General features: G+C 74.7%; 13 protein-coding genes. 6 read left to right on the top strand and 7 right to left on the bottom strand.

The genetic code is table 11. The features are described 5' to 3' along the window. Positions 1-15 precede the first annotated feature (15 nt). Together ABD350_RS02775 and pssA are read left to right on the top strand one after the other, a co-directional pair. Complete coding sequence (locus tag ABD350_RS02775) at positions 16-666, top strand: phosphatidylserine decarboxylase (RefSeq protein ID WP_030605913.1); 651 nt, start codon at positions 16-18, stop codon at positions 664-666. A gap of 22 nt (positions 667-688) precedes the next feature. After that, positions 689-1,507: a CDP-diacylglycerol--serine O-phosphatidyltransferase gene (gene pssA / locus ABD350_RS02780; RefSeq protein WP_344346405.1), complete on the top strand. Its 819-nt coding sequence runs from the start codon at positions 689-691 to the stop codon at positions 1,505-1,507. A 134-nt stretch (positions 1,508-1,641) separates the two neighbouring features. Here the strand turns inward: pssA and ABD350_RS02785 are convergent, their stop codons facing one another. Next, a complete protein-coding gene (locus ABD350_RS02785) occupies positions 1,642-2,793 on the bottom strand; it encodes a glycerate kinase (RefSeq protein WP_344346033.1) in 1,152 nt (383 codons plus the stop codon). A gap of 146 nt (positions 2,794-2,939) precedes the next feature. On the opposite strand from ABD350_RS02785, the gene ABD350_RS02790 reads away from it, so the two are divergent. Continuing rightward, a complete protein-coding gene (locus ABD350_RS02790; RefSeq protein ID WP_344346035.1) occupies positions 2,940-4,013 on the top strand; it encodes an ADP-ribosylglycohydrolase family protein in 1,074 nt (357 codons plus the stop codon). Positions 4,014-4,040: 27 nt separating this feature from the next. Next, on the top strand, positions 4,041-4,535 hold the full coding sequence (locus ABD350_RS02795; RefSeq protein ID WP_344346036.1) for an NUDIX domain-containing protein: 495 nt from the start codon (positions 4,041-4,043) through the stop codon (positions 4,533-4,535). Between the two features lie 119 nt (positions 4,536-4,654). Here the strand turns inward: ABD350_RS02795 and ABD350_RS02800 are convergent, their stop codons facing one another. After that, positions 4,655-5,410 carry an alpha/beta fold hydrolase gene (locus ABD350_RS02800; RefSeq protein WP_344346406.1) on the bottom strand — a complete coding sequence of 252 codons (756 nt, stop codon included), beginning with the start codon at positions 5,408-5,410 and terminating at the stop codon, positions 4,655-4,657. A 97-nt stretch (positions 5,411-5,507) separates the two neighbouring features. Beyond that, the gene (locus ABD350_RS02805; protein WP_344346037.1) at positions 5,508-6,131 is read right to left on the bottom strand and encodes a LysE family translocator; all 624 of its coding nucleotides are present in this window, start codon (positions 6,129-6,131) and stop codon (positions 5,508-5,510) included. A gap of 110 nt (positions 6,132-6,241) precedes the next feature. On the opposite strand from ABD350_RS02805, the gene ABD350_RS02810 reads away from it, so the two are divergent. Together ABD350_RS02810 and ABD350_RS02815 are read left to right on the top strand one after the other, a co-directional pair. Next, complete coding sequence (locus ABD350_RS02810; RefSeq protein ID WP_344346039.1) at positions 6,242-7,201, top strand: LysR family transcriptional regulator; 960 nt, start codon at positions 6,242-6,244, stop codon at positions 7,199-7,201. Between the two features lie 132 nt (positions 7,202-7,333). Next, positions 7,334-8,071, top strand: coding sequence for an SIR2 family NAD-dependent protein deacylase (locus tag ABD350_RS02815; protein WP_344346040.1), 738 nt, complete (start codon positions 7,334-7,336; stop codon positions 8,069-8,071). 26 nt (positions 8,072-8,097) lie between these two features. Here ABD350_RS02815 and ABD350_RS02820 read toward each other — a convergent pair whose 3' ends face one another. From ABD350_RS02820 to ABD350_RS02835, 4 genes are all read right to left on the bottom strand, one after another. Continuing rightward, on the bottom strand, positions 8,098-8,586 hold the full coding sequence (locus tag ABD350_RS02820) for a methylated-DNA--[protein]-cysteine S-methyltransferase (protein WP_344346041.1): 489 nt from the start codon (positions 8,584-8,586) through the stop codon (positions 8,098-8,100). Between the two features lie 134 nt (positions 8,587-8,720). Beyond that, positions 8,721-10,199, bottom strand: coding sequence for an AlkA N-terminal domain-containing protein (locus ABD350_RS02825; RefSeq protein ID WP_344346042.1), 1,479 nt, complete (start codon positions 10,197-10,199; stop codon positions 8,721-8,723). Between the two features lie 81 nt (positions 10,200-10,280). Beyond that, the gene (locus tag ABD350_RS02830) at positions 10,281-11,135 is read right to left on the bottom strand and encodes a methylenetetrahydrofolate reductase (RefSeq protein ID WP_344346043.1); all 855 of its coding nucleotides are present in this window, start codon (positions 11,133-11,135) and stop codon (positions 10,281-10,283) included. A 758-nt stretch (positions 11,136-11,893) separates the two neighbouring features. Then, positions 11,894-12,337, bottom strand: a complete 444-nt coding sequence (locus ABD350_RS02835; RefSeq protein ID WP_344346044.1) for a MarR family winged helix-turn-helix transcriptional regulator — start codon at positions 12,335-12,337, stop codon at positions 11,894-11,896. Between the last annotated feature and the right edge of the window lie 131 nt (positions 12,338-12,468).

A 12,468-nucleotide genomic window follows, 5' to 3' on the forward strand; every position in this document is an offset into this window, starting at 1 on the left:
CTACGAAGGTCATCCATGCCCCACTCCTCTGCACACCGCGACAGCCTGGTAGGCGCACGCCTCGCGCGCGGAGCATCGCCGTGGCTCCTCCCTACCGTCGCCACCGCAGCCGTCAGCCTGGTCCGGGCCCGCCGCTCCGGCGCGGCCAGGGCCGTCGCCGTACCCGCCACCGCGCTCGCGGCGGGCATGCTGTGGTTCTTCCGCGACCCCGAGCGCGAGATCGCCGAGGGCCGGGTCATCTCGCCCGCCGACGGCGTGGTGCAGAGCATCATGCCGTGGAAGGACGGCCGCACCCGCGTCGCGATCTTCATGAGCCCGCTCAACGTCCACGTCAACCGCGCGCCCCTCGCGGGCACCGTGACGTCCGTCGAGCACATCCCCGGCGGCTTTGTTCCGGCTTTCAACAAGGAGAGCGAGAACAACGAGCGCGTAGTCTGGCATTTCGACACCGAACTCGGCGACATCGAGATGATCCAGATCGCCGGCGCGGTGGCCCGTCGCATCGTGCCCTACATCCCCGAGGGCACGAAGGTCGAGCAGGGCGACCGTATCGGTCTGATCCGCTTCGGCTCGCGTGTCGATCTCTACCTGCCCGAGGGCGTGGAGGTCGCGGTCGAGGTCGGACAGAAGACCGTGGCTGGGGTGACTCGCATTGACCGTGATTGATCCGGAGACCCAGGCGGGCTGGGTGCCCGAGGCCGACGAGGTGGACGAAGAGGAGGAGATGCCCCTCTCTCTGCGTCTGTCGATAGCGGACACGCTCACGCTGGGCAACGCCACGTGCGGCTTCATGGCGGTGTACTTCACCACCACCGGCATCCTGATCCCGCACCTCACCGGCAGCCAGGAGTCCGGCATGGCCCGCCACAGCGCGGCCACGGCGGTCATCCTGATGCTCTGCGCGGCGGTCTTCGACCTGTTCGACGGCCTCGTGGCGCGCAAGCTGCGCTCGTCGCCGATGGGCGCGGAGCTGGACAACCTGTCGGACCTGATCAGCTTCGGCCTCGCGCCCGCGTACTTCGTGCTCGTCTACGGCATGGTCGCCGACGACGCGCACCAGCGGGTGGCGGCGGTGGGCGCGATCGTGGTGCTGCTGGCCGTGGTGCTCAGACTGGCCCGGTTCAGCTGTGTGACGCTGAAGGACGGCACGTTCCAGGGCATGCCCTCGCCGTTCGGCGCGCTCACCGTCGTCTCGATCGTGCTGCTGGAGCTGCCGTTCGTGGCGACGCTGCTGGCGATCCTGGGGACGGCGTGGCTGATGGTGAGCCGGGTGGAGTACCCGAAGCCGCGGGGCCGGCTGGCCGGGGCGATGCTCGGCTGGATCGTGCTGTCGATGGGGCTGCTGGCCGCGTGGGCCTTCGACGCGCCGAGCGGTCAGCTGCTGCTGCAGACGGGCTGCGCGCTCCAGCTGGTGATGGGCGCGGTGATTCCGCTGTTCGCCACGGCGCGGCGGGTGAACAACTTCCGCGACAACCGCCGTGAGGCACGGGCGGCGCAGCTGCCGTAGCGGCGCGGTTGCCGTATCGGCGCTTTGACGAGGGGCCCCTTACCCGGGTTGGGTAGGGGGCCCCTCGCCTGTGCCCGGCCACTGGGGGCTCCGCCCCCAGACCCCGGCCGCGCGGCTGCGGAGCCCCCAGGGGGTCAGCGCAAGTGGGCCTCGGCCAGGCGGACGGCGACCCGCTCCAGGATGGGCCCGGCATCCGCGATGCACTTGTCGACGTCCGGCTCGACCGAGGTCAGCGGGTAGGCCCGCTCGATACCGGCCCGCTCCAGCGCCTCCGCCGGCAGGGCGAGCCGTCCACAGACGGCCACCACCGGCTTGCCCGCGGCCCGGGCCGCCGCGGCCACCCCCGCCGGCGCCTTCCCGTGCAGCGTCTGCTCGTCCAGCGAACCCTCGCCGGTGATGACCAGGGACGCCCGTTCCAGGGCGGGCGCGAAGCCCAGGACGTCCAGCATGACCTCGATGCCGGCGCGGAACCGGGCGCCCAGCAGCAGCGCGCCGTAGCCGATGCCGCCCGCCGCGCCCGCGCCCGGGGACGCCGCGTACTCGGCGGCCCGCGGGCCCGCCTCGGCCTCCAGCACCTTCGCGAAGTGGGCCAGCGCCGCGTCCAGCGTCTCCACGTCCTGCGGCGAGGCGCCCTTCTGCGGGCCGTAGACGGCGGGCGCGCCCTTCGGTCCGGTCAGCGGGTTGTCGACGTCGCTGGCCAGCACCAGCTCGACGGAGGACAGCCGCGGGTCAAGGCCGGACAGGTCGGCGCGGGCCAGGCCGGCCAGGCCGCCGCCGCCCGGGGACACCGGCTCGCCCGCCTCGGTGAGGAACCGCGCGCCCAGCGCGGACAGCATGCCCGCCCCGCCGTCCGTCGTGGCGCTGCCGCCGACGCCGAACACGATGGTCCGCGCGCCCGCGTCCAGCGCGGCCCGCAGCAGTTCCCCGGATCCGTACGTGGAGGCCGTCAGGGGCGCGAAGACCCCGGCCGGCAGCCGCTGGAGACCGCTGGCCTCGGCCATCTCCACGACCGCGGTGCCGTCGCGCAGCGCGAACGCGGCCGTCACCTCCTCGCCGAGCGGCCCGGTCACCCGGACCTCGCGCCGTTCGAAGCCGGCCGCGACCGCCGCGTCCACGGTGCCGTCGCCGCCGTCGGCCACGGGCAGCGCCTCCACCGCCAGGTCCGGCACGACCCGGCGCAGCCCGGCCGTCACCCGCTCGGCGACCTGCACGGCCGTCAGCGAGCCCTTGAACTTGTCCGCGGCGATGAGCACCCGGCGGGTCTCGTTCACTGCAGCGTCCGCCACCTTGTCTTCCCCTTGCTCTCCGGGCCCCGCGCACGGCGGGGCCAGTCGCGCCGCTGTGACGATAACCGCAGGACACCCCCGCCGTCATGCCCCGACCGAACCCTGGAAGGACGCGCGGAGCGGGCCGGAGTGGGTACCCCCCTGTCATGAGCACCCAGCGCACCGCACCGGACCTCGCCGACCGGCTGCACGGCGGCTGGCTCGGCCGGATCGCGGGCAACATGCTCGGCAAGCCGGTCGAGCAGGGCGAGGTGTGGACCCGCGACCGGATCGACCGCTATCTGCGCCGGGCCGCCGCCCTGCCGCTGACCGACTACCTGCCCGAGCCGGCCGACCCGGCCGAGGCCGCCGCGCTGCGCCCGGAGTGGCGGTGCTGTGTGCGCGGCCGGATCGACGGCAGCTGCCGGGACGACGACGTGGACTACGCGATCCTCGGTCTGCACCTGCTGGAGACCCACGGCTTCGGCTTCAGCACCGAGCAGGTCGGCGACCTGTGGCTGCTCAGGCTGCCGTACCTGCAGACGTTCACGGCGGAGCGGGCCGCGTACCGGAATCTGGCGAACGGCCTGAAGCCGCCGCTGACGGCGACGTACGACAATCCGTACCAGGAGTGGATCGGCGCGCTGATCCGTGCCGACGTCTTCGGCTGGACCTGCCCCGGCGATCCCGTCCGGGCCGCCGGTCTGGCCCGCCGGGACGCGGTGCTCTCGCACACCGGCAACGGCGTCTACGGCGCCATGTGGGCCGCCGCGCTGATCGCGGCCTCCTTCACCGCCCCGACCGTCCGCGACGCCCTTCGGACCGCGCTGACGGTCGTACCGGCGGGCAGCCGCCTGGCCCGGACGGTACGGCGGGTCGCGAGCCTGCACGAGACCCGGCTGCCCTGGGACCAGACCCTGGCCACGGTGGCCGAGGAGACCGCCGGGCTCGGCTGGATCCACACCGTCCCCAACGCCGCCGTCCTCACCGCCGGGCTGCTGTACGGCGAGGGCGACTTCACCCGGACCCTCGCGCTGACCGTGCGCGGCGGCCTGGACACCGACTCCAACGGGGCGACGGCCGGCTCGGTGGCCGGGGTGCGCGCCGGGGCGCGGGCGATTCCGGCCCAGTGGCGGGAGCCGCTGCGGGACACGGTGCGCAGCGCGGTGTTCGGCTTCGACGGCGTACGGATCGGTGCGCTGGCCGAACGCACCCTGCGCCTGGCGACGGCGGGTTCGTAGGGCGGCCCGGCTGGTTACCCTGTCCCGATGACCACCACTCCTGACTTCGCCGCGTACATCGCGAGTCTGCCCCGGGTCCTCGCCGGGGCGGCCGCGCTCTTCCGGGACGCCGAGGGCCGTGTGCTGCTCGTGGAGCCCAACTACCGCGAGGGCTGGGCGCTGCCGGGCGGGACCATCGAGTCGGACACCGGGGAGACACCGCGCCAGGGCGCCCGCCGGGAGACCCTGGAGGAGATCGGCCTGGACCGCCCCCTGGGACGGCTCCTCGCGGTGGACTGGGCGCACGGCGCGGACCGGCCGCCGCTGGTGGCGTACCTGTACGACGGCGGTGTGCTCACCGAGGACGAGCTGAAGTCCATCCGGCTCCAGGAGGAGGAACTGCTGTCCTGGCGCCTGGTCGCCCGCGAGGACCTGACGGCGTATCTGCCCGAGGTGCTGGGCCGCCGGGTGCTGGTCGCCCTGGACGTGCTGGCGGAGGGCGGCGGCACGGCCGAGCTGGAGAACGGCCGGCGGGTGGCCTGACCGGGCTCGGCCCTCCGTGTCGCGGGACCGCGCGTCCACCTGTCCACCTCGCCCAGCGCCTCGTCCCGGGGCGGCGGCCCGGGCCTCGGCGCGGCCGGTACCCGGGCGCCCTTCGCGTCCTACGGCTTGTGCGCGGTGGTGAGGAAGTCCAGGACGAGGGGGCCGGTCCGGGCGCGGAACTCCTCGAAGTAGGCATGCCGGGCGTGGGGGACCAGGTGCAGCCGGGCGCCGGGGATGCGGTCGGCGAGCAGGGGCGCGTTGGCGGTGGGGTTGAGCAGGTCGTCGGTTCCGTGCACGACGAGAGTGGGTGCGCCGATCTCCGGCAGGAGGTCCCAGGCGTCGTGCCGGTCGCTGGCCACGCGGTGGTGGCGCCGGGCGTGGGCGGGCATGGCGGGGTCTCCGAGGGTGTGGTGCGGAACGGGGTGGGAGGAGAGCCACCGGGGGGTGTACATCAGCTCCAGCAGGGCCTGCCGCGTGGCACCGGGCCCGGACCGGGCCAGGGCCCGGCGGACGTCGTCGCCGCGTTCGACGCCGTGCGGGCCCCCGGGTGAGGTGCAGCCGAGCACCAGGGCACCCACCCGGTCGGGGTGGCGGGCAGCGAGCTGCTGGGCCACCCGTCCGCCCATGGACGTGCCGTAGACGTCGGCCCGGTCGATGCCGAGTTCGTCCAGGACGGCGATGACGTCCCGGGCGAACAGTTCGGTGCTGTAGGGGGTGTCGGGCTTGTCGCTGGCGCCGGTGCCGCGGTAGTCGAGCGTGAGGGTGCTGCGAGCGGGGTGGAAGTCGGCGCGGACCGCGTCCCACCAGTGGTGGTTGTTGGCCTGGCCGGCCAGCAGGACCAGCGGCGTCCCCCGGCCCTGGAGCTGGTAGGCGATGCGGGTTCCGTCGGGGGCCGTGGCGTACGTCGCCGGCTTCCCCGTCCCCGTGCCGCCCTGCGGAGTACCCGCGTGGTCCCGGGCCTCGGCCCGGCGCTCAGACACCTGCCGCCACCGCGGCGCCCAGCCCCAGCAGGACGAGGCCGGTGGTCACGCTGAGCCCGCGCAGGACGGCCGGCCGCGACACCAGGGCGCGCCCCCGGCCGACGGCCCAGGTGAGGGCCGAGTACCAGGAGGCGCTGACGAGCGCCCACAGGGCTCCCAGGGCGACGGTCGACAGGAACACCGGGCCGTTCGCGGTCACGAACTGGGGCAGCACGGAGACGGCGAACACGCCCGCCTTGGGGTTGCCGAGGTTGGTGCTCAGGCCGGTGAGGTAGCCGCCCACGAAGCCGGTTCGGCGCCCGGTCTCGTCGGGCGGGCGGACGGAGACGGTGGTGAGCGCGGTCCGCAGCGTCTTCAGCCCGAGGAACATCAGCACGACGCCGCCCGCGATCCGCAGCGCCGTGTACGCGGTGGGGCTGGCCAGCAGGACGGCGGACAGCCCGGCCGCGGCGGCCGTGGACCACAGCAGGAAGCCGGTGGCGTTGCCCGCGAGCGTGCCGCGGAGCGTCCGTTGGCCGCCCTCCAGTGCCTGACGGATCATCAGGGCCTGGCTCGCGCCTGGCAGCATCGCCAGCAGCAAGGTGGTGGCGATGAAGGCGGGCACATGTGTGGGCATGGGAAGAGAACCCCTTCCGGGGATCGCGGCCGATGGGTGCACGACCAGGTTTCCTCCCGCGCGCTCCTAAGGGAAGTTAAAAGACATGGGTGCAGCGTTAGGATCGGTGAATGGTGGTGGATCCGGGTCAGTTGCGGCTTCTCGCGTTGATCGAGCGGCACGGCTCCCTGGCCGCGGCGGCGCACGCGCTCCAGCTCACGCCCGCGGCGGTCACCCAGCAGGTGGCCAAGGCCGAGCGCGACTGGCAGGTGCCCCTGGTCCTCCGCGGTCCTCGCGGGGCGACGCTCACCGCGGCCGGCGCGCTGCTGGCCTCCCACGGCCGGACCGTGGAGGAGGCGTCGGACAGGGCCGAGGCGGGACTGGCCGCGCTGCTCGGCCGCCTCTCGCTCCGGCTGCGGATCGGGACGTTCCAGGCGGCCGCCCTGCACCTGCTGCCCCCGGCCCTGACGGCGCTGCGCCACCGCCATCCGGACGCCGACGTCTCGGTCGTGGACGTGGTGTCCGGACGCGGAGCGGACGAGATCGGCGCGGGGCGCCTGGACGTGGCCATCGTCGCGTCCTGGGGCACGCCGCTCACGCCGCCCCCGCATGTACGGGCCCACTCGCTCCTGTTGGACCCGATGGTCGTGGTGCTCCCCGACGACCACCCCCTGGCCACCGGGCAGCCCGCGGACACCGAACTCCGCCTGGAACAACTGCGTGACGAGTCCTGGGTTTCCATCCTGGCCGGCCATGCCGCCCGCGAACAGTTCCACGACGCCGCCCGCGAGGCCGGCTTCACTCCCGCCGTGCGGTTCGAGACCGAGTCCTACGACGTCGCCCAGGCCCTCGTCGGCACGGGCATCGCGGTGGCCCTGGTCTCGCGCCTGGCCCTGACCCATGCGCCCGGCACCACCCACCGCGAACTGGCCCACCCCAGGCCCTACCGTCACCTCTACGCCGTGACCAGGGCCGACGCCGGCCTCACACCGCTGGCGGACATGCTCATCGACCTCCTGCGCGATGTCGCCCGCGACATCACCGCCGCCTGGGAGGCTCCCCCGCGCGAAAGACAGCGCGCACCGGACTGACCGAGGCGCCGGTCCGCCCGCCGGGGCCGGGCGAGCGCCGGGCCGGCACCGGCGGGTTCGGGCTCCTCGCGCCGTGCCCGCCCCGGCTTATCCGCTCGCGGCGGCCCGCGACCGCGCCCTACCCTCGGTGGCATGGCCAAGCCTCTCGTCGCCCTGCTCAGCGGGGCCGGTATCTCCACCGACTCCGGAATCCCCGACTACCGCGGGCCGAACGGGCTGTGGCGGCGTGACCCGGAGGCCGAGAAGCTGGTCACGTACGAGTACTACATGGCGGACCCGGAGATCCGGCGCCGGTCCTGGCTGATGCGGCGTGAGAGCGGCGCCCTCGGGGCCCGGCCGAACGCGGCGCACCGGGCCGTCGCCGAGCTGGAGCGGTCCGGGGTCCCGGTCCGGGTCCTCACCCAGAACGTGGACGGGCTGCACCAGCTCGCCGGCCTGCCGGCCCGCAAGGTCCTCGAACTGCACGGCAGCGCCCGCAGCGTGGTCTGCACCCGGTGTCACGCCCGGGGGCCGATGGAGGACGCGCTGGCCCGGGTGGAGGCGGGCGAACCGGACCCGCCGTGCCTGGAGTGCGGCGGCGTCCTGAAGCCGGCGACGGTGATGTTCGGCGAGCGGCTGGATCCCGTGGTCCTCGGCGAGGCCGCGGCCATCGCCAAGGCCTGCCAGGTGTTCATCGCCGTCGGCAGCAGCCTCCAGGTGCACCCCGCCGCCGGGCTGGCCGGGGTCGCCGCCGACCACGGCGCCCGGCTCGTCGTCGTCAACGCCGAGCCGACGCCGTACGACGACCGGGCCGACGAGGTGATCCGCGAGCCGATCGGCACCGCGCTGCCCGCCCTGCTGGCCCGGCTGGCCGCGGCGGGCGACGCGTAGGCTGCCGGGGCCCGTGGGCGTGGCGGTCAGAACAGGGCCGCGCCCACGCCCCGTTCGAAGTCCAGCAGGCGGCGCTTGCGGTCCAGGCCGCCGCCGTAGCCGGTGAGGCCGCCGCCCGCGCCGATCACCCGGTGGCAGGGCACGATGATGCCCACCGGATTCCTGCCGTTGGCGAGGCCGACCGCGCGGGAGGCCTTGGGACTGCCGAGGGCGTCGGCCAGCTGGCCGTAGGAGCGGGTCTCGCCGTACGGGATGCGGGTCAGCTGCTCCCAGACCCGGCGCTGGAACGGGGTGCCGTGCAGCCGTAGTTCCACGGTGAACTCCGTCAACTCGCCCGCGAAATAGGCCGCGAGCTGTTCTGCGACCTCGGCGAACGGGGCGTCGTCGGGGGTGCCGAAGGTCTCCTCCGGCGGGCGGTGGCGCTGGCCGGCCATGTACAGGCCGCACAGCACGCCGTCGTCGGCGACGAGGGTGAGCGGGCCGTAGGGGCTGTCGATGACGGTGTACTGCTTCATGGCGGGGTCCTTGTGCGGGGTTTTTGTGCGGGTGCTCGTGGGTGGTCCAGGACAGGGTGCTCGGCGTCGGTGCCCTGGTCTCGGGGGTGGCCTCGGGTCGGTTTCGGGTCGGTTTCGGGTCGGCCTCGCGGGCCTCACGCGGGCAGGAAGTTGATGGGGTGGCTGTCGGTCGCCCACAGGTACTGGGCCGCGTACGCCCGCCAGGGCCGCCAGCTCTCCGCGCGGGCGGTGAGCGCGGCCGGGGTGGACGGCAGGCCCAGTTCCCGGGCGGCGCGCCGGATGCCGAGGTCGGTGGGGAGGAACGCGTCGGGGTCGCCGAGGGCGCGCATGGCGATGACGTCCACCGTCCACGGCCCGAAGCCGGGCAGCGCGAGCAACCGGGCGCGGGCCTCGGCCCAGTCGGTGTCCACGCCCAGGCGCACACCGCCGTCGGCGAGCAGCCGGACCAGGGTGGTGAGCGTGGCGCGCCGGGTGCGGGGCATGGCCAGGGACTCGGGGTCCACGGCGGCCAGCGCCTCGGGCGAGGGGAAGAGGTGGGTGAGGCCGCCCTCGGGGTCGTCCAGGGGTGTGCCGTGCGCGGTGACCAGGCGGGCCGCGTGGGTGCGGGCGGCGGCCGTGGACACCTGCTGTCCGAGCACGGCGCGGACGGCGAACTCGGCCTCGTCGACCGTGCGCGGCACCCGGCGGCCCGGTCCCTGCCCGACCAGTGGCGCCAGCAGCGGGTCGGCGCGCAGCCGCTCGTCGACGGCGACCGGGTCGGCGTCCAGGTCGAGCAGGCGCCGGCAGCGGCTGATGGCCACGGTCAGATCGCGCAGGTCGCTCAGGGTGAGCCGGCAGGCGATGTGGTCGGGGCGGGGGGCGAGGGCGACGATGCCGTGGCCGTAGGGCAGTCGCAGCGTGCGCCGGTAGGCGCCGTCCCGCCACTCCTCGACGCCGGGTACGGCGGTGGCGGCGAGGTGGCCGAAGAGGTTGGACGGGTTGAGCGGGGCGCGGAACGGCAGCCGCAGGGAGAGGACGCCAGGCGTGCCGGTGCCGGTCGCGGGCACCCGGGCGCGCAGCTCGCTCGGGGACAGGGCGAAGATCTCGCGGACGGTGTCGTTGAAGCCGCGTATGGAGGAGAAGCCGGCCGCGAACGCGATGTCGGCCATGGGCAGCGCGGTGGTCTCGATGAGCATCCGCGCGGTCTGGGCGCGCTGGGCGCGGGCGAGCGCGAGGGGTCCGGCGCCCAGTTCGGCGAGGAGTTGCCGTTCCACCTGGCGGGTGCTGTAGCCGAGCCGGGCGGCGAGTCCGGGCACGCCCTCGCGGTCCACGACGCCGTCGGCGATCAGCCGCATGGCGCGGGCGACCAGGTCGGCGCGCCGGTTCCACTCCGGGGAGCCGGGGCTGGTGTCGGGGCGGCAGCGCTTGCAGGCCCGGAACCCGGCCTGCTGACAGGCGGCGGCACTCGGGTGGAACGTCATGTTCTCCGGCTTGGGCGGTACGGCCGGGCAGCTCGGGCGGCAGTAGATCCGGGTGGTCAGGACGGCCGTGAAGAACCACCCGTCGAACCGCGCGTCCTTGGACCGCACCGCGCGCACGCAGTGCTCCCGATCGAGGAGAGTGCCTGTCTGCATGCGTCCAGCATCGGTCACGGCCCGCCCCGTCCGCTGGCGGAAATCCGACATCGACCCGGCCTGGCCCGGATCTTCACCGTCTCAGGGTGCGGGCGCGGGAGTGTGCTGCCGCCGGAATCCGTCGACCCACTCGGCGGTGGCGCGCAGTCCGCCGAAGGTGTAGAAGTGCACCTTCACCACGCCGTGCCGGCCGGGGTCGTAGCGGTCGGCCAGCGCGTGCAGGAAGCGGTCCGGGCCGGTGGTGCCCATGAGGTTGGTCAGCGAGAAACCGTACTTGCGGGCGACGGAGGCGCTGGTGCCGACGCCGAACCGGGTGGCGTAGCCCAGCAGCCGGCGCACCCCGGCCGGTCCGGGGACGCCGACCCGGACGGGCAGGCGCACGCCCCGGGCGCGCAGGGCCTCCAGCCAGGCGAGGACCGGGTCCGCGTCGAAGCCGAACTGGGTGATCACGTCCCCGCCGAACCGGTCCGCGTCGATGGCGGCCGCCTTGTCCGTGAGCGCCGACCACAGGGCCCGGTCGGTGATGCCGGGGTGGCCTTCCGGATAGCCGGCGATGCCGACGTGCCGGACGCCGTGGCGGCGCAGCAGCCCGGTGCGCAGCACGGCCAGGGCGTCCGCGTAGGGGCCCTCGGGCCGGGCGGGGTCGCCGCCGACGACGAACACGTTCTCGGCGGTGCCGTGGGCCGCCAGCCCGGCGAGGAACTCCTCCAGGGCGGGCCGGGAGGGCAGCCGGCGGGCGGAGATGTGCGGTACGGGGACGAAGCCGAGCCGCTTGACCGCGCGGGCCGCCGTGAGCCGGGTGGCGGTGTCCTCGCCGGCCAGGAAGGTGATGTTGATCCGGGTGCCCGGCGGGATGCCGTCGCGCGCCTCCTCCAGCCGGGGCACGTCCTTGCCGGTCATCTCCAGGGAGAAGTCGTCCAGCAGAGCGGGGTTCATGGGGCGTCTCGGCTTTCGTACGGCTGTTCCCGGACCCGGCCGATGATGTCACGCGGACGGCCGGCCCCGATGGGCAGGGCGCCCACCACCGGGCCGACGGCGGGGGCGGAGCGGGATCCGGTGCCCTCACCGACGACGCGGCCCGGCACGGCACGGCACGGCTCGGCCCGGCACGGCACGGCTCAGCACGGCTCGGCAGGGCCCCGCGCTCACCGCACCTACCGGGCCGTCCGCAGCGCTGCCCGGCGGGTTGCCGGTGGAGGCAGGCGGGGGGTTGCCGACGGGGGCGGGGGGCCCGGCAGAGGGCAGGCGGGCCCCCGGCAGAGGGCAGGCGGGCCCCCGGCAGGGAGCGGCAGGCAGGTCCCCGGCACAGGGCAGGCGAGTCCCCGGCAGGGAGCGGCAGGCAGGTCCCCGGCAGGGAGCGGCAGGCAGGTCCCCGGCAGGGAGGGACAGGCAGGTCCCCGGCAGGGAGCGGCAGGCAGGTCCCCGGCAGGGAGGGACAGGCAGGTCCCCGGCACAGGGCAGGCGAGTCCCCGGCAGGGAGCGGCAGGCGGGTCCCCGGCAGGGGACAGGCAGGCGCCAGGCCGGTTCCCGGCGGGTCCCCGGCCGGACGACCGCCGCGTCAGGTGTCCTCGGTGACGCGGGGCAGGTGAGCCCTCAGTGACGCCCGTCAGGCATCCTGGGCGCCCCCGCCAGGAGCTTCGGCGCCCCCGCCGGGCAGCCTCGGCAACCCCGCCAAGTGTCCTAGGCGACGCCCGTCACGTGTCCCCGGCAACGGCGGAGGCGGCGGCGTTGTAGCGGGCCAGCAGGGTGCGCAGGGCCCTGACCTCCTCCGGGGACCAGCCGGCGGTGCGGGCGTCGACCTCGCGGTACATCCGGGCGTCGGCGCGGGCGAGCAGTTCCCGGCCGCGGTCGCTCGGGCGCAGCAGCTGGACGCGGCGGTTTCCGGGGACGGTCTCGCGCACCAGCAGGCCGGCCCGTTCCAGCGCGGTGACCTGGCGGCTGATCGTGGACTTGTTCAGCCCGTACAGCCCGACCAGCTCCCCCGCCCGGGCCCCGTCGCGCTCGGCCAGCTCCGACAGCAGTGAATAGTCGACGAAACTCAGGTCGGGGTGGAGCCGTTCGGCGTTGGCCCGAAAGCGCCGGGAGAGGGTCACCAGCTCCCGGACGAGCCCCGGGACCTCCGTGTCGTCGTCGGTCACGTCCGTCCGTCCTTCCCCGCGGTCCGGGTAGGAATGATCACACAGACCCGTTGAGTTGCTGTTTGCAACACTGTGGCGACCGGCGTCACGGTGGCTTAAGTTGCGGATGTTTGCCGTACTTCGACCCCTTA

The sequence above is a fragment of the Streptomyces nogalater genome, from assembly GCF_039532885.1.
Lineage (GTDB): Bacteria > Actinomycetota > Actinomycetes > Streptomycetales > Streptomycetaceae > Streptomyces > Streptomyces nogalater.